At 73.9% G+C, this 23,522-nt stretch carries 17 protein-coding genes; 13 read left to right on the forward strand and 4 right to left on the reverse strand.

Annotated elements, in window-relative coordinates; genetic code table 11:
• Nucleotides 1-7: 7 nt before the first annotated feature.
• Genes ACIP2X_RS11470 through ACIP2X_RS11490 form a run of 5 tightly spaced genes read left to right on the forward strand, consistent with a single transcriptional unit; the run spans nucleotide 8 to nucleotide 4,428 of the window.
• Nucleotides 8-1,027, forward strand: coding sequence for a carbohydrate ABC transporter permease (locus tag ACIP2X_RS11470; RefSeq protein WP_401670615.1), 1,020 nt, complete (start codon nucleotides 8-10; stop codon nucleotides 1,025-1,027).
• A 14-nt stretch (nucleotides 1,028-1,041) separates the two neighbouring features.
• Nucleotides 1,042-1,908 (forward strand): carbohydrate ABC transporter permease, encoded by an 867-nt coding sequence (locus tag ACIP2X_RS11475; RefSeq protein WP_401672306.1) that lies wholly within the window; start codon nucleotides 1,042-1,044, stop codon nucleotides 1,906-1,908.
• 19 nt (nucleotides 1,909-1,927) lie between these two features.
• Entirely contained in the window at nucleotides 1,928-3,166 is a 1,239-nt protein-coding gene (locus tag ACIP2X_RS11480) for an ROK family protein (RefSeq protein ID WP_401670617.1), read from the forward strand.
• Nucleotides 3,163-4,056, forward strand: coding sequence for a Gfo/Idh/MocA family protein (locus ACIP2X_RS11485; protein WP_401670619.1), 894 nt, complete (start codon nucleotides 3,163-3,165; stop codon nucleotides 4,054-4,056). The genes ACIP2X_RS11480 and ACIP2X_RS11485 overlap by 4 nt, the downstream gene beginning before the upstream one ends.
• 21 nt (nucleotides 4,057-4,077) lie before the next feature.
• Nucleotides 4,078-4,428, forward strand: a complete 351-nt coding sequence (locus ACIP2X_RS11490; protein WP_401670621.1) for a hypothetical protein — start codon at nucleotides 4,078-4,080, stop codon at nucleotides 4,426-4,428.
• On the opposite strand, the gene ACIP2X_RS11495 is transcribed toward ACIP2X_RS11490, so the two are convergent.
• Complete coding sequence (locus ACIP2X_RS11495) at nucleotides 4,418-5,623, reverse strand: cytochrome P450 (protein WP_401670622.1); 1,206 nt, start codon at nucleotides 5,621-5,623, stop codon at nucleotides 4,418-4,420. The two genes, ACIP2X_RS11490 and ACIP2X_RS11495, sit on opposite strands and share 11 nt — an antisense overlap.
• A 231-nt stretch (nucleotides 5,624-5,854) precedes the next feature.
• Between ACIP2X_RS11495 and ACIP2X_RS11500 the strand changes: the two genes are divergently transcribed.
• Nucleotides 5,855-6,388, forward strand: a complete 534-nt coding sequence (locus tag ACIP2X_RS11500) for a CGNR zinc finger domain-containing protein (protein ID WP_401670625.1) — start codon at nucleotides 5,855-5,857, stop codon at nucleotides 6,386-6,388.
• Between the two features lie 24 nt (nucleotides 6,389-6,412).
• Here ACIP2X_RS11500 and ACIP2X_RS11505 read toward each other — a convergent pair whose 3' ends face one another.
• Nucleotides 6,413-7,474: an alpha/beta fold hydrolase gene (locus ACIP2X_RS11505; protein ID WP_401670628.1), complete on the reverse strand. Its 1,062-nt coding sequence runs from the start codon at nucleotides 7,472-7,474 to the stop codon at nucleotides 6,413-6,415.
• A 392-nt stretch (nucleotides 7,475-7,866) separates the two neighbouring features.
• Here ACIP2X_RS11505 and ACIP2X_RS11510 point away from each other — a divergent pair, with 392 nt between their 5' ends.
• Nucleotides 7,867-8,292: an Ohr family peroxiredoxin gene (locus tag ACIP2X_RS11510; RefSeq protein ID WP_401670631.1), complete on the forward strand. Its 426-nt coding sequence runs from the start codon at nucleotides 7,867-7,869 to the stop codon at nucleotides 8,290-8,292.
• A 326-nt stretch (nucleotides 8,293-8,618) separates the two neighbouring features.
• Here ACIP2X_RS11510 and ACIP2X_RS11515 read toward each other — a convergent pair whose 3' ends face one another.
• Nucleotides 8,619-8,798, reverse strand: coding sequence for a hypothetical protein (locus tag ACIP2X_RS11515; protein WP_401670634.1), 180 nt, complete (start codon nucleotides 8,796-8,798; stop codon nucleotides 8,619-8,621).
• A 132-nt stretch (nucleotides 8,799-8,930) separates the two neighbouring features.
• Entirely contained in the window at nucleotides 8,931-9,494 is a 564-nt protein-coding gene (locus ACIP2X_RS11520) for a CGNR zinc finger domain-containing protein (protein ID WP_401670637.1), read from the reverse strand.
• Between the two features lie 118 nt (nucleotides 9,495-9,612).
• Here ACIP2X_RS11520 and ACIP2X_RS11525 point away from each other — a divergent pair, with 118 nt between their 5' ends.
• The 6 genes from ACIP2X_RS11525 to ACIP2X_RS11550 all read left to right on the forward strand — a co-directional run bounded on the left by ACIP2X_RS11525 (nucleotide 9,613) and on the right by ACIP2X_RS11550 (nucleotide 23,507).
• Nucleotides 9,613-10,638 carry an alcohol dehydrogenase gene (locus ACIP2X_RS11525; protein ID WP_401670639.1) on the forward strand — a complete coding sequence of 342 codons (1,026 nt, stop codon included), beginning with the start codon at nucleotides 9,613-9,615 and terminating at the stop codon, nucleotides 10,636-10,638.
• A 168-nt stretch (nucleotides 10,639-10,806) separates the two neighbouring features.
• Nucleotides 10,807-11,661, forward strand: a complete 855-nt coding sequence (locus tag ACIP2X_RS11530) for a DUF4132 domain-containing protein (protein ID WP_401670641.1) — start codon at nucleotides 10,807-10,809, stop codon at nucleotides 11,659-11,661.
• Complete coding sequence (locus ACIP2X_RS11535; RefSeq protein WP_401670643.1) at nucleotides 11,658-16,784, forward strand: hypothetical protein; 5,127 nt, start codon at nucleotides 11,658-11,660, stop codon at nucleotides 16,782-16,784. The genes ACIP2X_RS11530 and ACIP2X_RS11535 overlap by 4 nt, the downstream gene beginning before the upstream one ends.
• Nucleotides 16,785-16,819: 35 nt before the next feature.
• The gene (locus tag ACIP2X_RS11540) at nucleotides 16,820-17,989 is read left to right on the forward strand and encodes an AAA family ATPase (RefSeq protein WP_401672309.1); all 1,170 of its coding nucleotides are present in this window, start codon (nucleotides 16,820-16,822) and stop codon (nucleotides 17,987-17,989) included.
• Nucleotides 17,990-17,994: 5 nt separating this feature from the next.
• Nucleotides 17,995-21,639, forward strand: a complete 3,645-nt coding sequence (locus ACIP2X_RS11545; RefSeq protein WP_401670646.1) for a DUF5682 family protein — start codon at nucleotides 17,995-17,997, stop codon at nucleotides 21,637-21,639.
• A complete protein-coding gene (locus ACIP2X_RS11550; protein ID WP_401670648.1) occupies nucleotides 21,636-23,507 on the forward strand; it encodes a hypothetical protein in 1,872 nt (623 codons plus the stop codon). Before ACIP2X_RS11545 ends, ACIP2X_RS11550 begins: the two co-directional genes overlap by 4 nt.
• Nucleotides 23,508-23,522 lie beyond the last annotated feature (15 nt).

Genomic DNA, 23,522 nt, shown 5'->3' on the forward strand with positions numbered 1-23,522 from the left:
TCCCCTCATGACTACAGCTCCAGCCGGCGCGCCAGAGCGCCGGGACACCAGCCCCGGGCCCACCGAACGGCCCGCACCGCGGGGCCGCCGCCCGATGACCGCCAGCCGTCGCGAGAACCGCGCCGGACTCGCGTTCGTCTCACCCACGTTCCTCGTGGTCTTCGTGGTGGTCATCCTGCCCATCCTGTGGACCGTGCTCCTGGCGTTCCAGGACGCCAAGCTGGTCGACATCCAGGGCATGGGCCTCTTCGGCAACTGGTCCCTGGACAACTTCGCCCAGGTCTTCGACTCCGCCGGATTCTGGTCCAGCCTGGGCACCACGCTCCTCTACACCGCGGGTGCCACGCTCGGCTCCGTCTCCCTCGGACTCGTCGCCGCGCTCGCGCTGCGCAAGCCCTTCCGCGGCCGCGGTCTGCTGCGCGCGGCGATGCTGCTGCCCTACGTCGCCCCCGTCGTGGCCGTGGCCTTCGTCTGGGAGGTCGCCCTCAGCCCTCAGTACGGCGTGGTGAACGACTGGGGCCGGCGGCTGTTCGGCTGGGACGACCCCATCGCCTTCCTCTCGACCCGCGAGTACGAAGTGCACCTGCTCGGCCTGCACTTCGACATCCCGCTGGCCCTGCTGACCGTCATCGCCTTCGAGTGCTGGCGCTACTTCCCGTTCGCGTTCCTGTTCATCCTGGCCCGGCTCCAGGCGGTGCCGGACGGCCTGGAGGAGGCCGCCCTGGTGGACGGCGCCACCCACAGCCAGCGCTTCCGCCACATCCTGCTGCCCCAGCTGATGCCCGTCATCGCCCTGTTGTGTGTGCTGCGGTTCATCCTCACCTTCAACAAGTTCGACGACGTCTACCTGCTGACCGGTGGTGGCGCGGGCACCGACGTGGCCGCCGTCCGGGTCTACGACTTCCTCACCGCCCGCTACGACGTCGGCGCCGCAGCGGCCCAGGCTCTCGCGCTGGCCGTGGTGCTCATGATCCTGCTCGGCCTCTACTTCAAGTTCTTCGGCAACAAGGTCAAGGAGGAGTCGTGACCCGCAAGGCCGCCATGACCCGGGCACGGTTCGAGGACGGATTCTTCGGAGTCCTGCGGTGGATCGTCATCGCGTTCCTCGCGGTGATCACCGTGGTGCCCTTCTACTACATGCTGCTGCTGTCGCTGAAGCCCATCGACGCGCTGCTGCTCGACCCGGGATCCCTGTGGATCTCGGCCAAGGACTTCACCCTGTCCACCTACCAGGACGTGCTGCGCTCGACCGACGCCGGCGGCCAGGGCTTCTTGAAGTTCCTGCTCAACTCCGCGCTGGTCTCGCTCGGTACGGTCGCCCTGACCATGCTGGCCGCCGTGCCGGGCGCCTACGCCGTGAGCCGGCTGAAGTTCTTCGGCCACCGCCAGGTCAGCGCGATATTCCTGGCCGTCTACATGTTCCCGGCGACGCTGCTGGCCGTGCCCCTGTTCGTGGTCTTCGCGAAACTGGGGCTGTCCTCCAGCCTGGTCGGACTCGCCATCGTCTACGTCGCCCAGACCGTGCCGGTGTCGATCTACATGCTCCGCAACTACCTGGTCACCATTCCCCGTTCCATCGAGGAGGCGGCCGCCCTCGACGGCGCCAGCCGGATGCAGACCGTCCGGAAGGTGATCCTGCCGCTCGCCCTGCCCTCGCTGATGGCGACCGGCCTGTACATCTTCATGATCGCCTGGAACGAGTTCCTGTTCGCGCTGCTCTTCCTGGCCGCCGAGCCCGGCAAGTGGACCGTCCCGCTCGGACTGGCCCAGCTCTCCAACGGCATCGAGGTCTCCAAGACCGTCCTGATGGCCGGTTCGGTGGTCCTGACGATCCCCGTGGTACTTCTGTTCTTCGCCGCGGAGCGCCTGCTCACCGAGGGCCTGACCAGCGGCGCCGACAAGAGCTGACACCGTGAGGGGACATCCGATGACGCCGAACCAGGTCAGCGCGGGCGAGCTGCTGCAACTGATCCGCAGCGGCGGTGCCCACACCCGCGCCGACCTGCAACGCGCCACCGGACTGTCCCGCTCCACCATCGGTCAGCGCCTGGACGTCCTCAACCGCGCGGGGTGGCTGCGGCACACCACCGGTACCTCCACCGGCGGCCGCCCCTCGCACCGCATCGTCTTCGACCCGTCGCACGCGTCGGTCATCGCCGTCGACCTGGAGACGAGGCACGCCCGGGTCGCCGTGCTGGACCTGGCCGGCACGATCCTCGCGGAGCACTCCGGGCCCCTGGACATCACCACGGGCCCGGACCGGGTGCTGGACCAACTCGCCGAATGGCTCCCGGAACTGATCGCCGCCGCCGGCGTCGAACCCGGCCATGTCGCCGGTATCGGCCTGTCGGTCCCCGGCCCCGTGGACTGGGAGACGGGCCAGGTGATCGAACCCCCGATCATGCCGGGCTGGGACCGGTACGCCGTCCGCGAGCGCATGCAGAAGGCGTACGCCGACCATGTCGGCCCCAGCATGGAGGACGGCCCCGTGCCGGTCTTCCTCGACAACGACGCCAACCTCATGGCGCTGGCGGAGCACCAGGCCAACCACGCCGACTGCTCCGCCTTCGTCCTGGTGAAGGTGTCGACCGGCATCGGCGCCGGTGTCGTCGTCGGCAACGACGTCTACCGCGGCGTCGACGGAGGCGCCGGCGACATCGGCCACATCCGGCTGCACGACCGGCCCGACGCCCTGTGCATGTGCGGCTCCTACGGCTGTCTGGCCGCCGTCGCCAGCGGCCGGGCACTGGCCAAGGAACTGTCCGCCCTCGGCATGGACACCACCTCCGGATACGACGTCAAACGCCTCCTCGACGAGGGGCATCCGGACGCCGTCCGGCTCGCCCGGGAGGCCGGCCGACGGGTCGGCGAGGTCCTCGTCACCGTCGTCACCCTGCTCAACCCCGGGGTGCTGATGCTGGCCGGGGACCTCTCGGGCGTCCCCTTCATGACCGGTGTCCGCGAGCTGCTCTACCAGCGCGCCATGCCCCGCACCACCGCCAACCTCCAGATCGTCACCTCACGCCTCGGCGACCACGCCGGGCTGATCGGGGCGACGGCCATGGTCGTCGAGCTGCTCTACGCACCGGCCCGCGCCGACGCCCGCCTCAACCGCCTGACGCTCGCCGAGCACGCGAGCTGTCCCCCGCAGACAGGAACGTCGTGACCAGCACACCCGCCTCCTGGACCCACCGGCCCGTCGAGGTCGGCCTCGTGGGTGCCGGCCCCTGGGCCCGCGCCATGCACGCGCGGATGCTCGCCGCGGGGCCCGAGACCCGGCTGGCCGCCGTCTGGGCCCGCCGCCCCGAGGCCGCCCAGCAGACCGCGGAGCCCTACGGGGCGCACGTGGCCGCCGACTTCGAGGACCTGCTCGACCGCTGCGAGGCCGTCGCCTTCGCGGTCCCGCCCGCCGTCCAGGCCGAGCTCGCCCCGATGGCCGCGAAGCGGGGCAAGGCCGTCCTGCTGGAGAAACCCCTCGGCCCCGACCTGGCGTCCGCGCGCCGGGTCGCCGACGCCGTGGCGGAGGCCGGGGTCGTCTCCCAGCTCGTCCTGACCAAGCGCTATCACCCCACCACCCGGGCCTTCGTGGAGTCCGCCCGGGCGCTCGACGTGACCGGAGCCCGCTCCTGCTACCTGCACGGCGCCTTCCTGGGCGGGGACTTCGCGACCGGCTGGCGGCTGGAACACGGAGCGCTGCTGGACCTGGGGCCGCACCTCATCGACCTCCTGGACGCCGCGATCGGCCCGATCACGCACATCCGCGGCACCGGAGACCCGCGCCGCTGGATCGAGCTGACCATGGAACACGAGAACGGCGCCGTGAGCCAGGCCTCGCTGTCCGGGGCGGTCGAGGTACCGCGCGCCCTGACCCGCATCGAGCTGTTCGGCTCGGGGACGCAGGCCGTCTACGACACGGCGGGCATCGACCACGAGGAGTGCTGGCCCGTCCTGCGGCGCGACTTCGCCACCGCCGTACGCACCGGCACCCCGGCCGAACTGGACGCCCACCGGGGGCTGTACCTGCAGAACCTCATCGAACAGGCCGCACAGCGGTGACGTCGGGCCGATGATTCCCTCATGACGAAGGGCACGCCGACGGCGCGTGCCTTCGGGGGGAAGCTCATGGCTCTGTGGCTGATCACTGCCGAGACCCTCGACACCGACCACGCGACCAGGACGGTCGCCAGGTTCGACGGCACGCGGGAGGAGGCGGAGGCCGCCCTGCGCGACGCGGCGATCACCGGGGAACCGGAGTTCGCGCTCCGCCGGACCGTGCGGCGCGAGATCTTCCGGTACGGCGACGGCGCGTACTACGTCTGCCTCTACGGCCGTTCGGACCAGCCCCGCCACCAACTGGTGTTCCGGCTGGCGGAGCTGGTCCTCGACACGGCGTGGGAGAAGGAAGGAGGGCCCGCCGCTACCAGGTGACGGGGAGTTCGATCGGGAAGCGCCGGATCGTCCCCTTGTCCCAGCGCACCTCCTCGGGCGACACGGCCAGTCGCAGCCCCGGGAAGCGCTGCAGCAGCCGTCCGATGGCCACTTCCAGCTCCGCCATGGCCAGCGGCACGCCGATGCAGCGGTGTCCGCCCCAGCCGAAGGTCATGTGCGGCCGGGCGGGGCGGTCCGGGTCGATGAGGTCGGGGTCCGGGTAGCGCTCGGGGTCGCGGTTCGCCGTCAGGTACGACACATGGACGAAGTCGCCCTTGCGGATCTGCACCCCCTCCATCTCCACGTCCTCCAACGCCACCCGGGGGATGCCGACTCCCTTGCGGAAGGGGATGACGCGGAGCAGTTCGTTGAGGACGTTCGTCAGGTCCTCGGGCCGGCTGTCCAGGCGCTTCATCAGCTCGGGGTTCGTCAGGAGCAGGTAGACGATGTTGCTGATCTGGCAGGTGGCCGTGTCCTGCCCGCTGAGCGTCAGCGTCAGGGCCATGACCGCGATCTCCTGGTCGTCGAGCGTGTCCTCGCCGACCTTGGCCGAGACCAGCGCCCCGATCAGGTCCTTCTGGGGCGTTCTGCGCCGCTGCTGGACCATGTCGATGAAGTACGCCCGCAGATCGGCCTTGGCGGTCGCCGCGGTCGTACGGCTGTCCGGACCGGTGGCGAGCAGATGCTGCAGGTTCTGCCGCATGAGCGGCCAGTCGTGCCGGGGGATGCCGAACAGGTCGAAGATGGTGTGCTGAGGGAGCGGGTCCGACAGGTGGTGGACCAGGTCCGCCCCGGGTCCCTGTGCGGCCATCTCGTCGAGCAGGGTGTCCGCCAGCCGGGTGATCCGCCCGCGCATCGCGTCCACCTGCCGCTGGGTGAACGCCTGTGACGCGAGGCGCCGCAGCCGGCTGCTGTACGGCGGGTCCATCACGTTGATCGACTCGGTGGAGACGATGGGCTCCGGGGTCAGCCGCGGGTAGTCGTACTCCACGATCGCCGCCCGGCTGAACCGGTGGTCCGTGGTCACCCGCCGTACCCCTTCGAAGCCGGTGACGAGCCAGGCGTCGGCGTCGCCGTAGGGCAGCCGGATCCGGGCGATGGTCTCGCGGTCCATCAGCTCGGCCAGGGAGGGGTCGAAGTCCATGCCTTCGCTGAAGTCGAACGGACACGTGATCGCTTCGTCGCCTGGGGTCATGACGCCGTACTCCTCGGTGCCTCGGCTGCTTGCGTTGTTCCATGCATAAGCCACTCCGCGGGGCGCAGCCACCCGGAATACGCCGATGCGTCCCTCCCCCGTAAGATGTGAAAGCCGAAGACATATGTCGGCACGGCCCGTGTCGGCACGCCTGGAGGACAAGGGGGTCGACGTGAGCTGGTCGGCGCTGCGCCGCTACGGCGTCGAGCCCGCGCCCGGAGGGAGGAACTGATGAACACGATCGCCGCGGGCAAGCCGCTCAGGGAGGACCTGCTCGCCGACCCCGCATCCGCCGGGAACTGGCTGCGCGAGGCTCTGTCCCATCTGCCCGAACCGCCGCAGGGCCTCTCCGGGCTCGAACTGGACGCCGCGGAACTGGAAGGCCTGCGCGCATTCCGCGACGACCTGCGGCGCACCGTCGTCACCCCTGACGGCGACCCGGCCGGGACCGACGGACCGGCTCCCACGGCGCTGCCGACCCTCTCCATGGGCATGCGGTGGGACGGGGCGGGGCGTGTGCGTCCGGTCCCCCGCGGGAGCGGCTGGCAGTCGGTGGCCTCACTGGTCGCCGTCGAGGTGTTCAAGGCGCAACTCGACGGCTCCTGGAACCGGATCAAGACCTGCCGCAACTCCCGGTGCGCCGTCGCCTTCTTCGACCGCTCCCGGAACAACAGCGGGGTGTGGCACGACGTCAAGGTGTGCGGCAACGCCGCCAACCTGCGCGCCTACCGCGCCCGTCGGCGGGCGGCCGGCACCACCCCCTGACACCATCGCGCCGGTGCGGGAGGATCAGAAGCCGTGCACGTCGATGACGGCCTGGGCGAAGGCCTCGGGTGCCTCCTGCGGAACGTTGTGGCCGATGCCCTTCAGGGTCCGGTGGGCGTACTTCCCCGTGAACTTGTCGCGGTACGCCGCCCCGTCGCCGGGAGGCGTGAAGGGGTCCACCTCGCCGTCGAGCGTGATCGTCGGGACGCCGATGGCCGGCGCCGCGGCGAGCCTCTTCTCCAGGGCGTCGTAGCGGGGGTCGCCCGCGGCCAGGCTCAGCCGCCAGCGGTAGTTGTGCACGACGATGGCGACGTAGTCGGGATGGGAGAAGGCGGCGGCGGTGCGCTCGAACGTCGCGTCGTCGAAGTCCCAGGTCGGGGAGTTGAACTTCCAGATCAGCCGGGCGAGTTCGTCCCGGTTCTCCTCGAGTCCCAGCACGCCCCTGTCCGTGGCGAAGTAGTACTGGTACCACCACGCCCACTCGGCCTGCGGCGGCAGCGGCCGCTTGTTGGCCTCACGGTTGGTGACGAGGTAACCGGTCACGGACACCAGCGCCTTGCAGCGCTGCGGCCACAGGGCGGCGATGATGTCCGCCGTCCTCGACCCCCAGTCGTAGCCGGCGAGGAGCGCCTTCTCGATCTTCAGGGCGTCCATCAGCGCGATGATGTCCAGGGCGATCACGGACTGCTGGGCGTTGCGGAACGTCTTGGCCGACACGAACCGGGTCGTGCCGTGTCCGCGCAGGTGCGGGACGATGACCCGGTAGCCCTCCGCCGCCAGCAGCGGCACCACGTCGACATAGCTCTGGATGCTGTACGGATAGCCGTGCAGGAGGACGACCACGGGCCCGTGCGCCGGACCGGCCTCGGCGTAGCCGATGTCGAGCACGCCTGCCCGCACGCGCTTGTCGGCGGTCAGGACCGCCGAGGACGCACCGCGTGCCGCCCCGGTCCGCGCGGCGCCCTGCTTCCCCGCGTGGGACGGGGCCGCCGACGCGTGCGCCGTCGCGGGGGCGAAAGCGCCCGCCAAGGACGCCGACCCCACGCCCGTACCGACCGCCTTGCCGAAAGTCCGCCTGCTGATCATGTGAGGCCCCTCTGTTCGCTTCCCAATGTAGGCAGGGGTCCACGCCACTCGCCTGGCATGGAACCGGTGAGCCGGGTGAAGCCTCACAGCACGCACGTCACCTGTCAAACCGGTGACGCACGCATGCGCAGGGGCACGCCTCCGGGACTCGGCATCGACATAATCCAATCTCGTTCACCTATGCCGCTCTGACTCAACGGCGAGCCGCCGAGCGCGCTCCCCCGCCAGGACCCTGTCGCCCCTGCCGGCGCCCGTCCGCACCATGCGGCTACCCGCCCACCGTCACCGGCTTGACTGGTGACGACGAGCGGGTCATGCTTACGTCACCGCTTCAACCGGTGATGCACGCGGCGTCGCCGTGAGGCACCCGGAAACCTGAAAGAGGGATCAGCATGCCTGTCAGCTACACCGGCACCGTCGACGTCATCGGCGAGGGCCGCAACGGCGGCACCGCCCGCTCCACCGACGGCCTGCTGGAACACAGCCTGTCCATTCCCAAGGAACTCGGCGGCGCCGGCGACGCGACCAACCCCGAGCAGCTCTTCGCCGCCGCGTGGGCGGCCTGTTTCCTCGGTGCCGTGCGTCGCGCCGCGGCCCTCCGCGACATCAAGCTGACCAGCACCTCCATCACCGCGGACGTGACGCTCACCCATGGCGACGACGGCGAGTTCAGCCTCTCCGCCGTCCTGAACCCGCGCATCGGGGGTGTCGACGTGAGCACGGCCCGGGAACTCGCCGAGGCCGCGCACCAGATCTGCCCCTACTCCAAGGCCACCCGGGGCAACATCGAGGTCCGCGTCGACGCCACCGCCGAGTAGCGGGCGGGCACGCCGCACACTGCGGGGCCGTGGCACTCGAAAGAGATGCCACGGCCCCGCTTCGGCGCATGGCGAGGCAGCTGACGCGGCACATGAAAAAGCCCCCACGGCACGCTCGTCGCGCTTGCCGTGGGGGCGCACGGAGAAGGCCGGCGAGCACGGGCGCCACCCCGTGCCGCCGGCCTTCTCCGTGTCAGAAGACCTGTGCGAAACAGCCGAACGCGATCGCGACCGCGCCGACGATCGCCGCCGGAACCGCGAGGATCCTGGGCAGACGCATGGCACTCCTTCATCGACTGACGGACGGGGGACTCACGGACAGGTGGTCACAGACAGGTACGCACGAGCCACTCGTCGGGGTTGTACGTGTCCTTCGCGGGATCGGGCAGCACGGCCGGCCGCTCCTCCACCGTGTCCTCCAGGCGGATCCGCTCCGGCAGCTTGCCGAACCGCTCACGGCGCACGGCCTCGGCGCCCGTCGGGTCAACGGTCTCTTCGTATGTCATCTCGCCCTCACGCACGCGTCGGATCGGACAGAACCCTGGCCTTCACGCCCTTTACGTCACCGGCTCAGGTGGTGACGATATTCGCATCACCCCCTGTCACCCGTCAAGGGGGTGACGAAGGCCGGTGAGGCGTCACCGGGAGTCGACCGCCTGGGCCTGCTTCTTGCGCGCGCGGTAGGCCGCCGCCTTCAGCTTGTTCCCGCACGAGTCCATGTCGCACCATTGCCGGCGCATGCCGCGCGACCGGTCGATGTAGACACGCGTGCATTCCGGGTTGCCGCACTCCTTCATCAGCGGCACGTCCGGGCCGCTCAGGAGCTCCACCGCGGTGCGTGCCACGACGGACAGGGCCTCTTCCTGCGTCGCGTCCGTCCATCGCCCGGTCGCGGTGAGCTGCGGCGCGGCCGGCGGCCTGCGGGCCGCGTTGTTGACCACCGCGAGCGCCCCCCTGTCGAAGTCCTCCCCGGCGACACGGGCCGTGACCAGCTCGTAGATCGCCTCGCGCACGGTCACCGCCCGCTCGACGTCGGACGCGCCCGCCGGTGTCACCGCGTCGACGATCCGGGATTCGAGGTACCAGGCGTCCAGCCGGTCACCGGAGACGAACATCTCGAACCGCACCGAGCGCCGGGCGCGCAGCGTAGCCGCGAAGTCGAGGGCGGGATTTCCGCACGGAAAGGCATGCTCCAGATTCACGTCACCATGTTGACAGGTGACGTTTCCTGCTGCAAGGGCGGTCCGGTTGCCCTGCTCCGGGAGCGGTGGTCGGATGGAGGTGCTCCCTCGCGCCGGGCGCGTGATCCAGGAGGCAGAGATGAGCACCTACCGAGTCGCGCAGGTCGCCACCCCGAATGGACCTTTCGAGATCGTCGAGCGTGAGGTGCCGAACCCGGGACCCCGCCATGTGCGCATCGCCGTGGAGGCCTGCGGCATCTGTCACAGCGACGACTTCTTCGTGAGCGGTGGCGTGCCCGGTGTGCGCTTCCCGGTGGTCGCCGGACACGAGGTCGCCGGGCGGGTCGCGGAACTCGGCGAAGGCGCCCAGGACTACGGGTGGAACGTGGGCGACCGCGTGACCGTGGGCTGGTTCGGAGGCAGTTGCGGTCACTGCACTCCTTGCCGGCAGGGCGACTTCATCGTGTGCGAGACCCTGAAGGTTCCCGGCTGGGCCTACGACGGCGGGTTCGCCGAGTCCCTCGTCGCGCCGGTGGACGCGCTGTCCCGCATCCCCGACTCGCTGACGGCCGTCGACGCGGGGCCACTGGCCTGTGCGGGCGTGACCACGTACGACGGCCTGCGGCGCAGTCCCGCCCGGCCGGGCGACCTGGTCGCCGTGCTGGGCATCGGCGGTCTCGGACACCTGGCGGTCCAGTACGCCGTGGCGATGGGCTTCGAGACCGTGGCCATCGCGCGGGGCGCGGGCAAGGCCGATGTCGCCAAGCAACTCGGCGCCCACCACTACGTCGACAGCACCGGCTCGAGGGGCGTCGCGGACGCCCTGCAAGCCCTGGGCGGCGCCAAGGTGGTGCTGGCCACCGCCGGGGCCTCCGACGCCATCGCGGCGACGGTCGACGGACTCTCGCATCGCGGCGAGCTCGTGGTCATCGGGATCGATCCCGCTCCCGTGCCGATCAGCCCCGCCCAACTGATCATGCGGGCCAGGACCATGCGCGGCCACCCGTCCGGAACCGCGCAGGACGTGCAGGAGACCATGGCGTTCAGCGTGTTGCACGGCATCCGCCCCGTGGTGGAGGTCGTGCCCCTCAGCGAGGTCGGCGACGCGTACCAGAAGATGCTCACCGGTCGCGCCCGCTTCCGTATGGTGCTCACGCCCACGTGAGAGGGGCCTGCGCGGGGGACGTCCCGTCCCGCCGAGGGGCGCGGCACCGCACGGTCCGACGGTGACGCCGGCCCGCGGCCACCCCCTGCATGCCGCACCCGCACCGCGTTGTCACAGGCCTGCTCTACAGTTCCCGTCACTTGATCACTGCGGGTGCGGGAGGCACGCATGGGGTGGGTGTCGGCCGGCGACTACGAAGTCGCCCTCGACGACGGCAAGGTGGTGTGCCGCAACGCGGCCGGACGGCGGCTGAAGTCCGTTCCGCCCAAGATCGCCGATGATCCGGCGGTGGTGGGACTGCGTCAGCTCGTCGAGTGGCTGGAGCGGCACGAACGGCAGTGCCTGGCCGACGTGGAGCGGTGGATGGTGCGTTCGCTGCCGGTGCCGTTCGCGGTCCTGGCGCGCGTGTGGCCGGACCCGGCCTGGCAGGCCGCCCTGCGCGACCTGGTGGTCACCGGCGCGGACGGCGTGGTGGCCGGGTTCCTGCGGGACGCCGACCCCGAGCGCGGCCTCGGCCTGGTCGACCTGGACGGCGACACCGTCCGGCTGACCCCCGATCTGGTCCGGCTGCCGCACCCCGTGCTCCTCGACGACCTGGAGGAACTGCGGGAGTTCGCCGTCGAACTCGGCGTCGAGCAGCGCGCCCAGCAGCTCTTCCGCGAGGTCTGGCACCGCCCCGCGGCCCTGGACGCCGAGGCCGCCTCGGTCGAGGAGTACGCGGGCGGCGCCTTCAAGGAACTGCGGTTCCTGCACGGCCGCACGACCCAGCTCGGCTACCGCGTGCGCGGCGGCCACGCCGTGTGCTCCGTGCTGGAGGACGGCCGCGGCGTCGAGGCCCGGGTGTGGATCGGCGACTACGACGGCTACGAGGAGACCGAGACCGGCCCCCTGGTCTTCACCGACCCCGCGGGGCGGACGCTGAAGCTGGGTCAGGTCGGGCCGGTGGCCTGGTCGGAGGGCATGCGCATGGCGGCGGCACTGTACGCCGGGCGCGACATCGAGGACGAGGAGCGTGCGGCATGACGACCTACGACGAGGCCACCGCCGCCGCGCTGCTGGACGCCGGCGCCGTCCTGCCCCCGGGCACCACCGGCCGGGAGGACGCCGACGTCCTCACCGTCCGCACGTACACGCATCCCGCGCTGGACGAGCGCCAGGTCGTCCGGCTCGTGCCGGGCACGCTCGGCGAGGCGGAGGACCTCGCCCTGGACTTCCTCGGACTGGCCCGGGAGCCGGAGGTCCGCGAGGTGGGGCAGGTGCGCCGGGAGACCCTCGGCTTCCCCGCGTGGGCCCTGGTCAACGACCCGGCGAACGGACACCACGCGCTCGCGCTGGTCAAGGACGTCGAGCGGCTCGCGCGGCAGGCCAAGTCCCGCCCCGGCACGGCGAAGGAGGGCTTCGAGGCGCTCGGCGAGCGGCTCGGCCGGGCGGTGCCGCACTTCCTGCCCACCTTCTACGAGCAGGCGGCCCGCGTCTTCCTCCAGCACGACAACACCACCTACGCCGCCGCCTTCTTCGGCAAGGCCCGCGAGGCGGAGCGGGTGCACGCCCTCGCGGTGGACGAGGAGCGGCAGCGGGCCGTGTTCCTGGAGTTCGCCTTCGCCGGGGCACTGACGGTCAAGGCGCTCAAGGAGCACGTGAAGGCCCTCGCGGCGCGCCTCACCGCGGCCGAGGCCTGGGCGCAGTTCCGGCAGCTGACGGTGGAGCGCTGCGCGGCGGGCATGCCGCCGTACGCGTCGCTGCCCCAGGACGCGCGCACCCTGATCAAGGCGGCGGGGCTGTCCCGGGTGACCGAGGAGTGCGCCCTGGTCGCGGATCTGCTCGTCTCGCCCGCGGCGGTCCGTGCACCCGCGTCCTTCTGGAACTCCTACCGGGCCACGCTCGTCGTCCTCGCCGAGGAGCGCCCCGCCGTACGGGTCCGGCTGCTGGAGATCATGCCGGCCGGGCTGGGCCGGTCCGCGCAGGACGACGACTTCTGGCTGGCGCTGCTCGCCGAGACCGGTGCGGACCGGCTGCTCGCGGGCGAGGCCGAGGACGCGGACGGGGTCGACGCTGCGGAGTGGCTGAGCCGGTGGGCGCTGCACCGCAAGCACGGCAGCTCGGTCAGCGGCCGCTCGCCGGCCACCCTCGCCCTCGTCGGGCGCATGGCCGCGCGCCTGCGCGCCGAGGGCCGCCCGGTGGACCTGTTCACGGGCCGCTGGCACGCCGGTGCCGACCTCGACCTGCTGGACCTGTGCGCGGCACAGGATGTGCCACTGACGCTGCCGGGGGCGGACGTCGACGTCTTCCTCCCCGTCAGCCAGTGGCTTCAGGAGACCGGGCCCGGGCGACGGGACCTGACGGCCGTCGCGGCGGACCCACGCCTGAGGCGCCTGCTCCGCTCGGCGATCGGCAATCTGAGCGGCCATCGCCCCGACGCCGGCCTTCAGCAGGGCCTGGCCGGACACCCCGTGCTCGCCGACGTGCTGCGGGAGTGGCTGGAGGACGCCGCCGAGGAACTGGTCGAGGCGGCCGGACTGCCCGCCGCGCGCGCGGCGCTGGAGCGGATGCGCCCGTTCCGCGCGGTTGCGGCCCAGGTCGGCCCGCAGGCGGTCGCCCGGGTCGCCGCGCTCGACGTGGCACCGCTGCTCGGGGTGACGCTGCGCGCCGGCATCCCGGACGAACTGGGCTGGCCGGCCCTGGAGGAGGCGCTGCGGCGGCTGGACGCGGAGACCCGGCACGGCCAGGACGACACGCTCGCCGTCCAGGAGGCCTGGCCGGCGCTGATCCTCTCGCGCCGGCACAAGGCGATCGTCGTGGGCCCGCAGGAGATCCTGCTGGAGCACGACCTGCGGATCCCGGTGGAGCTGGACCGCTGGCAGCGTCCGACGTTCCGGCACACCGACGGCGAGCTGCTGGTGATGTGGCACCACGACGGCAAGCAGTACGGCTACTGGTCGGCCCGCCCCTCCGAGGTGTTCACCCTCGGCGGCGAGAGCGTCCCGCGCTGGTACGGCGGCTCCGGCGACGCGGGCGAGACCTCGATCCCGCTGCCGGGCGGCGGACGGGCCACCGGTGGGCGCGTCCTGCACGCCGGGGACACGGTCCTGCCGCCGGCTCGCCGCATCCTGGGGGACGGGTCCTCGTACTGGCGCCAGGGGCGGCAGGGACGGCAGCAGGTGTGGCTGGAGTACGACCCGGCCACCGGCACGCACGGGCGTGCCTCGCTGCCCGCGTTCCTGCGCTCCGGCATCCGCGAAGGCGCGAGCCTGCTCCAGCACCACTGTGCGGTGCTGCCCCTGCAACCCGGCCTGGAGGGGAGCCCGTTCGGTACGGACGGCACGGTCCTCGGCCGGTGGGTGCGCAGCGAGGGCGAAGGCGACGACGCGCGCGTCACCGTCGGCACGCCCGACGGCCGTACCGTCACGCTGCCGGCGCGGCACGGCGGCCGGACACCCCACGTGCCGCTCGGCGCGTTGCGGCTGCCCGGCGGCGCCGAGCCCCTCGTCGTCGCGCAGTACCGTCAGATAGCCCTGTTCACGCGAGGCGACGGCGGCGACCCCCGGGAGCTGGGACGGCTGACGCCGCTGGAGCAGGGCGGCGAGTACGCCGCCGGCACCCGTCTCGTCCCGCCGGTCGACTTCTGGCACGCCCTGCGTCCGCGCGACGAGAGCGCGTCGGCACTCCTGCGGTCCCTGGACGACGAACGGGCGGGCGCGTTGCTGCGCGCCGGGGCGCAGGCGCTGGCGGAGCGGCAGGCGATGATCGCGGCGGCGGGCGGACCGGCGCAGGTCGCGGCGTCCGGCCACGCGCACACGGCGGCGACGGGGCAGAGCTTCGCGACGGCCATGAGCCCGATGCACCCGGTGTCGGCGCCCCAGCCCCTTTCGTCGGCGGCCGGCCGGACGCGGACGGCGGCTCCCGTCGTTCCCGGTGTCGACGAGGTGCTGCGGGAGGTCGTCTCCCGTGCCCTGCCGGACCTGACACAGCCCGAGATCCTCACCGGTGTCACGGTCCTGGTGCGCGCGGTGCTGCGCCTTGCGGACTCGCTCGCCACGTTCGTGACGCCTCCCGTGGAGCGGCCCAGGGCGGAACGCAAACGTGTCGAGGGCATGTTCGCCGACTACAGCCCCGCGGACGGCGACGACCAGACGCTGCGTGAGGCAGTCTCGGGTCTGGCCAACCTGTACGGAGCATGGGGCGGCGAGACGCGCTGGAGCACGCTGCGGCAGATCCGTGCCGTCAACCACGTGCTGTCCGGCCGGCCGGCCGACGGCAAGCCGCTGTCCGAGGCGTCCGGGCGCACCGGGTCCGCCGGCGGGTGGCACAGCGACGAGTTCACCGTTCCGGGCATCGGCATGGTGTGGCCGTCCGTGCTGGACGTGCTGCGCCCGCTCGCCTACCGGGCCGCCGCACCGACCGTGACGACGGCGCACCGCGAGGCGCTGCTGCTGCTGTTCGAAGCCGTCACGGAGGGTCCGCTGGCGGCGGCCGCGGGTACCGTGCGCGAGATCGTCCTGGGCGAACCGCACGACAGACAGGACCGGGTCGGACAGGTGCTGCGCCGCGAGGGCCGCACGGTCGTCGTCCTCGGCTGCCAGAACGTCGACCGCCAGCACGGGCACGTGTACTGGCTGGCCCTGGACCACGACCCGGCCGGCACGTTCGGCGCGGTCGCGCACTTCACGCTGCACCGGGAGACCGCGCACCCGCCGCTGTTCCCCAAGGAGGCGCTCGCCGCGGTGACCGCGCTGATCCGGGACAAGGGCCCGGCGCCGTGGCAGCCGGAGGCGCCGGCCGCCCTGGCCGCCGCGACGCGGGCCGGGCTGGGAGACCTCCAGGCAAGTCTGCTGCTCGCCGGGAAGCCGTCCCAGCTCACCGACGAGGTGATCGCGGCGACCGGGCTGAAGCCCCGCCAGAAGGAGCTCGGTGACGCCCTGCTGGCCTCGCTGGACAGCGGCGACCGCACGGCCCTCGTCGGCGCCCTGCTGCCGGAGAACGCCGGCGACCTGTGGACGGCCGGACCGGACACGGAGGCGGCGGGCCGGATCTGGACCGAGCGGCTCGGCGCGGTGGTCCGCCTGCCCGAGGACCTCGCCGGGGAGCTCTCCCTGGCCGGGGTGCCCTCGGGTTCCGCCGAGGAGGTGCTCAACCCGGGCCGTACGCCCTGGATCAGCCGCACCACCGTCCAGCGGCCCGGCAAGGACGGCGAACTGGTGCCGGAGGACGCCCGGGCGCTGCCCGGACGGCACGACCTGACGCGTGCCGTGGCCACCCTGGCCGGACTCGCCTACTCCCTGCCCTACGGGCACCCGCTGCGCGCGACGCTCCCGGACGGGCTGGCCGCGCTGCGCCGCCGTGTCGCCGACCCCGGCCTGCTCCTCGACCTCGACCTGGTGTGGACGGAGAAGGGCTCGTCGACGGCCGTGCACCTGCGCAAGGCCTACGGGCTGCCGGCCACCGGCGGTGCCGACGCGCACGGTCTGACCGCGGCCGGCCCGGCGCTGGTGCTGCGCCCCTGGTACGGCGACCAGGAGACCGTCCTGGTCCGCACCGGTGCCCTCGACGGGGCCGACGACCCGGTGTTCGGACTCGTCGAGGGCATCGTCGGGCCCGGGCAGGGCGAGGGCATGCGGGCGGTGCGCACGATCCTGGGCGACGAGCTCAACCGGGCCGTCACCGCCGGGACGGACGCCGCGGTGGCCGCCGGTCACGCCCAGGACCCCTGCTCCAGCGTGCCCGAACTGGTCGCCGAGGTCGCGCGCACCCACGGGCTGGGCGAGGACGCGGCGGCGCTCTACCTCCAGCTGCTGGCCCTGCCCGACCCGTCGGACCGCAACTGCGCCCGCTGGACGGGCTGGAAGCCGGCCCGCGCGAAGAAGGCCCGCGCCGAGCTGGCAGCCACCCCTCTGGTCGTCGAGGCCAAGCGGGCGCGTGCCGGACGGACCCTCTTCCTGCCGTGCGGCTGGCTCGACCTGAAGTCCCCCGCACTGCCGGTGGAGATCTGGAAGCAGGCCCTCTACCCGGTCCGCGACCACGTCCGCGCGATGCCGCTGGTACCGGTGCCGGAGCTGTTCACGCGCGCGTGGGACCGCGTGCGCGCCGGTGACGCCCCGGCGTACGAGGAACTGACCACCCGCGCCACCCGCAAGGGCCGCCGCCGATGACCACCGTCCACCCGCACCTGGAAGACCCCGCACCCATGACCACCACCCTGTCCCCCGCCCCGGCCCGCCAGATCGTCCCGCCCGAGGACCGGCACGCGACCGAACTGGCCTTCCTCGCCGCGTACGACGACGGACCGCGCCCGCCCGCCTGGCGGCTCACCCCGCGCGCGGTCGTCACGTTCGTCATGGGCAGCGAGGGCCGGTCGCTGAAGCTGCCCGACGACGCCGAGGCACCGAAGGGAGTGCCGCGCCGCATGGTGGTCGAGGGCAAGTTCGTCGGCGACCGGGCCCTCGTGGAGCGGTGCGTGGTGACGCTCGCCGGGGAGCGCGGTCTGCTGCTCGTCGGCGAGCCCGGCACCGCCAAGTCGATGCTGTCGGAGCTCCTCTCCGCCGCCGTGTGCGGCACCAGCGGCCTGGTCGTGCAGGGCACCGCCGGCACCACCGAGGACCAGCTCAAGTACGGCTGGAACTACGCGCTGCTGCTGGCGCAGGGCCCCACCCGGCAGGCACTCGTGCCCTCCCCCGTCATGACGGCCATGTCCCGTGGCGCCGTCGCCCGTGTCGAGGAGGTCACCCGCTGCCTGCCCGAAGTCCAGGACTCCCTGGTGTCGTTGCTCTCCGAGCGCCGGATCGCCGTACCGGAACTGGCGGGCACCGAGGACGCGTTGGCGCACGCGGCACCCGGCTTCACCCTGATCGCCACCGCGAACCTGCGCGACAAGGGTGTCTCCGAGATGTCCGCCGCGCTCAAGCGCCGGTTCAACTTCGAGACCGTCGGACCCATCGGCGACCTCGACGCGGAGACCGCGCTGGTGCGCAGCCAGGCCCGGGCCTCCGTGGAGCGGGCCGGGGCGCCGTTCCAGGTCGACGACGCCGTGCTGGAGGCGCTGGTCACCGCCTTCCGGGACCTACGTGAGGGCAGGTCCGCGGAGGGCTGGGAGGTGGAGCGGCCGTCCACGGTGATGAGCACCGCGGAGGCCGTGTCCGTCGCGGGCGCGCTCGCCCTCGCGGCGGCGTACTTCCCGGGCGACCGTGACGTCCTCGGGCTGCTGCCGGGTCATCTGCTGGGTGTGGTCCGCAAGGACGACCCGGCCGACGCGGCCCGGCTGCGCGGCTACTGGGACGGTCCCGTCCGGCGCCGCGCCGAGCAGGGTTCCGCCACCTGGCGCACCCTGTGGGACCTGCGTACGGTCCTGGAGGGCTGACGGCCGTGTCCCGCACCCACAGGGCCGCCCCCGCCGCGGCGGGGGCCCGGGCCGCCACCTCGCCCGAGGAGGCGCTCGCCGCGCTCACCGGCCCGTCCGCGCCGTATCTCGTCGGCGTCCGGCACCACGCGCCGTCCCTGGCCGCGGCCGTGCCCACGCTGCTCGACGCGGCGGGGCCCGACGTGCTGCTGGTCGAACTGCCCGCCGAGATGCAGGAGTGGCTGCCCTGGCTCGGACACGAGGAGACGCGGGCCCCGGTCGCGCTCGCCGCCGCTCCCCGTGACGGCAGCGGCGGCCCGGGCGGCCCGGGCGGTCCGGCGTTCTACCCGTTCGCCGACTTCTCTCCCGAACTGGCCGCCGTGCGCTGGGCGACCCGGCGGGGCGTGCCGGTGGTCGCCTGCGACCTGCCGCTCGCCGACCGCGCGTGGGGCGAGGGGCGGCACCACGCCGACGGGCCGGCGGGCGGCCCCGGTCTCGCCGCCGCGCTGCGCACGCGGCTGACCGGACGTCCCGGGGACGACCTGTGGGACCGGCTCGTCGAGGCGAGCGCCCCGGGCTCCACGCCCGAGGCGCTGCGCCGGGCCGCCCTGCTCACCGGCTGGGCACTGCGCGAGGACGCGGCCGCGGCGGGCGGCGTTGCGGAGCTGGATCTGCGGCGCGAGCGGTGGATGCGGGCCCGGCTGGCCGAGGCCACCGCGCACGGTGAGCGGGCGGCCGTGGTCGTCGGCGCGTTCCACGCCCCCGCGCTCGTACGGCAGGAGGCGGGGACGGATGCCGGGGCGGACGCGTCCGAGGAGACGGCGACGGCGCGCGGGGGCACGGGCGCCGAGGCCGTGCCCCCGCCGCGCGGAGGACAGCCCGGCTGGACGACGTCGTTGATCCCGTACACCTACGCCCTTCTCGACGAGCGTTCCGGATACCCGGCGGGCATCCGGGACCCGGAGTGGCAGGACATGGTCCTGCGGGCGGCTGGGGATCCGGCGGCGCTCCAGGACGCGCTGACGCGCGCCGCCGTCCGCGTCTGCGCCGAACTGCGGGGCCTCGGGCACCCGTCGGGGCCCGCCGACGCGCGCGAGATCAGCCGGCTCGCCTCGGACCTCGCGCGGCTGCGCGGCCTGCCCTCCGCTGGTCGCGGTGAACTCGTCGAGGCCGTCCAGACGGTCCTCACGCAGGGTGAGCCCTATGGGCGTGGGCGGGCCGTCGCCAGGGCGATGGAGCGGGTGCTGGTCGGCACCCGCGAGGGCCGCCCCGCCCCCCAGGCGCCGCGCAGCGGGCTCGTCCCCGCGGTCGAGGCCGAGGTGGCGGGGCTCGGCCTGCCCGGCCCGGCGGACGGCGGCCCCGGTCCCGCACGGGATCTGCGGCTCGATCCGCTGCGGTCCGCTCTCGACCGGCGCAGGGAACTGCTGCTGCGCCGCTTGACCGTGTGCGGGGTCCCCTACGGGGAGGTGAAGGAGGTCGTGGGCGCGGGTGGCGCCGAGGCCCTCACCTCACGGTGGGAGGTGCGCTGGACCCCCGCCACGGCGGCCATGCTGACCGCGGCGGGCGTGCGCGGGGTCACGCCCGCCCAGGCCGCCGAGGGGGTACTGCGCGAACGGCGGCGCGGGGAGCGGGACGAGGGCGGGCCGACCGCCGCCCAGGCCCTCGACGGGCTCGAACAGGCGGCGGAGTGCGGCCTGTCCGCGCTCTGCGGCGAACGGCTCGACGACGTCGCGGACGTCCTGCCGGGGGCCGGCACGCTGCCGGAACTCCTCGCGGGTCTGGCCCTGCTGGACCGGTTGCGGGCCGGTCACGTCCCGGGTCTGGCACCGGAGTCCGGCCGTGGCTCCCGGACGGCGGCCGTCGCGGAACTGCTCACCGCCGCGGCGGTGCGCCAGGTGGACGGCCTGACCGGCTCCGAGGACGTCGCCGACGCCCACGCGCTGCTCGAACTCGCCCATCGCGCCGACCTGCTGGGCGGCATCCGGCTCGCCGATGCCCTCGGCCGGCTCGCCGCCGAAGGCTCCCCGCTCATGCGCGGCGCCGCAGGGGCGGTCCGTGTCCTGCTCGGGCAGGAGGACCCGCGCGTCTTCGGCGACCGCGTGGCCTCCTGGGTCGACGGGGCCACCGACCCCGACTCCCGCGCGGCGCTCACCGCCCGGCTCGGCGGCCTCCTGACCGCCGCGGGTCCGCTGCTGGAGGCCGCGGCACCCGCGCTGGAGCCGTTACTCTCCCGGGTGTCCGAGCTGGCGGACCGGGAGTTCCTGGACCGGCTCCCCGCGCTGCGTGGCGGCTTCGACACGCTCAGCCCCGCCGCCCGTGACCGGCTCCTGGCCGCCGTCGAGGAGCGCCTCGGCACCCCGCGGGTCGCCGAGACGGACGGTACGGATCCGGCGGCGCTCGCCGCCTGGACCCGGGCGGACTTCGCGGCCCGTGAGGCGCTCGGGTCGCTGGGACTGCTGCCCGTCTCCGAGGGCGGCGCCGAAACGCGCGGCGGCACGGCGGAACCCGACCCGGGGCCGGGCCTCGCGCAGGAGAGTCCCGCCGTCGGGCCGGACGCGCCCCGCCTCCTCGCGCCCGCCGATCGCTGGCGCCTGCTCCTCGGCCGACGTACGGACCGACTGCCGCCGTCGGCGGGACCGCTGGCGACCGCGCTGGACGAGCTGTACGGCAGCGGACGCGGTGAGGGCAGCCGGGGCGATCTGACGGGTGCCGGGACGGGCGGCGGACGCGAGGCGCCCTACCCCGGGGTGCGGGAGTGGTCCGAGGAACTGGCGGCGCTCTTCGGTCCGGGCGTCCGGGAGGAAGTGCTGGCCGCCGCGGCCGCGGCGGGCCGTTCGGACGTCCTCGCCGAGCTGGACGCGGACAGCGTGCGGCCCTCCGTGGACCTGCTGCGTTCCGTGCTGCGGCACGCGGGCGGGCTCCCCGAGGCCCGGCTGGCCGCGCTGCGCCCGCTCGTGCGGCGGCTGGTCGAGGCACTGACCCGGGAACTGGCCACCCGGCTGCGTCCCGCCCTGCACGGCACGGCCCTGCCGCGCCCCAGCAGGCGCCCCGGCGGCGGCCTGGACCTGCCCCGCACGCTGCGGGCCAACCTGGCGACCGCCCGACGCGACCCGGACGGCACGGTACGGGTGATCCCCGAGCGGCCGGTCTTCCGTACCCGGGCGCGCAAGGCCGCCGACTGGCGGCTGATCCTGGTCACGGACGTGTCCGGGTCCATGGAGGCCTCGACGGTGTGGGCCGCGCTGACCGCCTCGGTGCTGGCCGGGGTACCGACGCTCTCCACGCACTTCCTGGCGTTCTCCACCGAGGTCATCGACCTCACCGGGCACGTGGAGGACCCGCTGTCGCTCCTGCTGGAGGTCAGCGTGGGCGGCGGCACCCACATCGCGGCCGGCCTGCGGCACGCCCGCGAGCTCGTCACCGTGCCCTCGCGCACCCTCGTCGTGGTCGTCAGCGACTTCGAGGAGGGGTATCCGCTCGGCGGCCTGCTCGCCGAGGTCCGCGCGCTGGTCGGGGCCGGCTGCCACGTGCTGGGGTGCGCGAGCCTCGACGACACGGGCCGCCCCCGCTATTCCACGGGGGTCGCCGGTCAGCTCGTCTCCGCGGGCATGCCCGTCGCCGCCCTCAGTCCGCTCGAACTCGCCCGCTGGGTAGGGGAGAAGATCGCATGAGCCCGGACCTGCCTCCGGTCGACCCGTCCGTCACCGCCGCACTCGTCGGGGCGCTCTCGCCGAGGCTCCGCAAGCGGTTGGACGCGGGCGTCGCCAAACTCGCGGCACGTCCGGCCGTCCGTGACGGCGACACCGTGCGCATCGCCGTCGACGACGAGACCGACGTCGTGCTGTACGCGCCCGGCGGGACGGTCTCCGGCGTGGACGCGATCCGCTGCGGGTGCCTGCTGGCCCCCGACTGTCTGCACCGGGCGGCGGCGGCCTCGGCCGCGCCCGTCGCCGGGCACACCTCGGAAACGCCCGAAGCCCCTGACGATGCCGAGGAGTCGGAGACTCGCGGAACCCCTGACGGCTCCCAGGAGTCGGAGGCACGGCAAGCGCCGACGGCGCACACGCCGCAGGAGACGGGCGCGCGGCAGGAGACGGGCGCGCGGCAGGAGACGGGCGCCGCCGGGGAGGCGGAGCCGGACGGCGCCGGCGAGGCCCGGCGCGCCGCCGCCCGGACCGTGTTCGAGGCGGCCGCCGCCGTGCTCGACGCCGGCACGGACGGCGCGGGCGCGGTGCTCCAGGCGGAGCTCCTGCGCGCCGCGCACACCGCCCGCCTGGCCGGGCTGCCACGGGCCGCGGCCGCGGCGGTCTCCGTGGTGACCGGAGTCCGCGCGGCCCGCTGCGCCGACGCGGGCCACCGCCTCGGGGACCTCGCGGACGCGCTGGCCGACGTCCTCGGCGTCGCCCACCGCCTCCCGGACGCCGCCGGTCCTGAGTTGACGGCGCTGCGGGGCACGGCACGGCAGCCGTACCGCCCGGACGGCTCCCTGCGGCTGTACGGCCTCTTCTCCGAGCCCGTGCTGACGACGACCGGCTACGCCGGCGCGGTCACCTGGACCGCCGGCGCCGACGGCCGCCTGTACACGGTGTCGGACGTGGCACCGGGCGGTCCCGCCCGGGCAACCGGTGCCGCCGACCGGGCCGTGCGGATCGGCGACACCTCCCTGACGCACCGTGAACTGTCGCGCGCGGGCCTGGCGGTGTCCGGGGCCACCGTCTCCCCGACGGGCCGCCTGGGAGCGGGGGCGGGGGTGCGGGCGGTGCGCGCGTCGGGGGCCGCGTGGCGTGAGGAGCCGCTGGACCGGCTGTGGGCCGTACCCGTCGCCGAGCAGGTGGGCCGGGCGCTCGACGGCGGACAGGACCTGCTGTTCCTGGAGGTGACCCTCCTGGGCACCGTCCGGGAGACCTCGGGTGACCGTCTGCTGGCGGACTGCGCCGGCGTCCCCGTGCGGCTGGCGACGGCCCACGACTCCCCGTCGCTCCCCTGCCGCGACAACCTCCGCCTGCTCGCCGCCGCCCGGGGCAGCCGGCTGCGGATCGTCGCACGGCTGGTCCCCGGACCGCTCCCCCGCGCCCTGCTGCTCGCCACCGAGCATCCCACCGACCCCACCGCCCGGGTGGACCTCGGCCTGGACCGCCTCCAGCACGCGGACCTGCCCACCGGTACGCCCGGGCCGGCCGGCGCGGACGTCGCCGCCGGGGACGAGGCCCCGCTGCACCTGCTGCGCCGTCGTCTGCACCAGGCGGTGACCGGGGGCCGGGCCGTCCTGTCCTTCTCGCGGAGCGGACCGGGTGACAGCACCCGGCTGCGCCGTGCGGGTCTCGCCACGGCGGCCGATCTCCTCGACGACCTCCAGGCGGCCGCCGCCGACCGCTCCCGTGACGCCTTCGGCCGACTGCTCCCGGCCGACACGGAACGCTTCGCCCGCGCCTGGCTGGCCGCCGCCGTCTACACCGGCGTGGTCGAACGGGCGTTGTGCGCGCACGCGTGGGGCGCCTCGACGGCGGCCACCGATCCGGCCCGGATCCCGGCCGTTTAGGACAGCACCTGTCCT

This window comes from Streptomyces sp. NPDC089424, from assembly GCF_044749345.1.
Lineage (GTDB): Bacteria > Actinomycetota > Actinomycetes > Streptomycetales > Streptomycetaceae > Streptomyces.

Bases quoted from the DNA above. Each gene is read 5' to 3' on its own strand.
- ACIP2X_RS11470 (WP_401670615.1), top strand. From the start codon at position 8: ATGACTACAGCTCCAGCCGGCGCGCCAGAGCGCCGGGACACCAGCCCC.
- ACIP2X_RS11475 (WP_401672306.1), top strand. From the start codon at position 1,042: ATGACCCGGGCACGGTTCGAGGACGGATTCTTCGGAGTCCTGCGGTGG.
- ACIP2X_RS11480 (WP_401670617.1), top strand. From the start codon at position 1,928: ATGACGCCGAACCAGGTCAGCGCGGGCGAGCTGCTGCAACTGATCCGC.
- ACIP2X_RS11490 (WP_401670621.1), top strand. From the start codon at position 4,078: ATGACGAAGGGCACGCCGACGGCGCGTGCCTTCGGGGGGAAGCTCATG.
- ACIP2X_RS11495 (WP_401670622.1), bottom strand. From the start codon at position 5,623: ATGACCCCAGGCGACGAAGCGATCACGTGTCCGTTCGACTTCAGCGAA.
- ACIP2X_RS11500 (WP_401670625.1), top strand. From the start codon at position 5,855: ATGAACACGATCGCCGCGGGCAAGCCGCTCAGGGAGGACCTGCTCGCC.
- ACIP2X_RS11505 (WP_401670628.1), bottom strand. From the start codon at position 7,474: ATGATCAGCAGGCGGACTTTCGGCAAGGCGGTCGGTACGGGCGTGGGG.
- ACIP2X_RS11510 (WP_401670631.1), top strand. From the start codon at position 7,867: ATGCCTGTCAGCTACACCGGCACCGTCGACGTCATCGGCGAGGGCCGC.
- ACIP2X_RS11515 (WP_401670634.1), bottom strand. From the start codon at position 8,798: ATGACATACGAAGAGACCGTTGACCCGACGGGCGCCGAGGCCGTGCGC.
- ACIP2X_RS11525 (WP_401670639.1), top strand. From the start codon at position 9,613: ATGAGCACCTACCGAGTCGCGCAGGTCGCCACCCCGAATGGACCTTTC.
- ACIP2X_RS11530 (WP_401670641.1), top strand. From the start codon at position 10,807: ATGGGGTGGGTGTCGGCCGGCGACTACGAAGTCGCCCTCGACGACGGC.
- ACIP2X_RS11535 (WP_401670643.1), top strand. From the start codon at position 11,658: ATGACGACCTACGACGAGGCCACCGCCGCCGCGCTGCTGGACGCCGGC.
- ACIP2X_RS11540 (WP_401672309.1), top strand. From the start codon at position 16,820: ATGACCACCACCCTGTCCCCCGCCCCGGCCCGCCAGATCGTCCCGCCC.
- ACIP2X_RS11550 (WP_401670648.1), top strand. From the start codon at position 21,636: ATGAGCCCGGACCTGCCTCCGGTCGACCCGTCCGTCACCGCCGCACTC.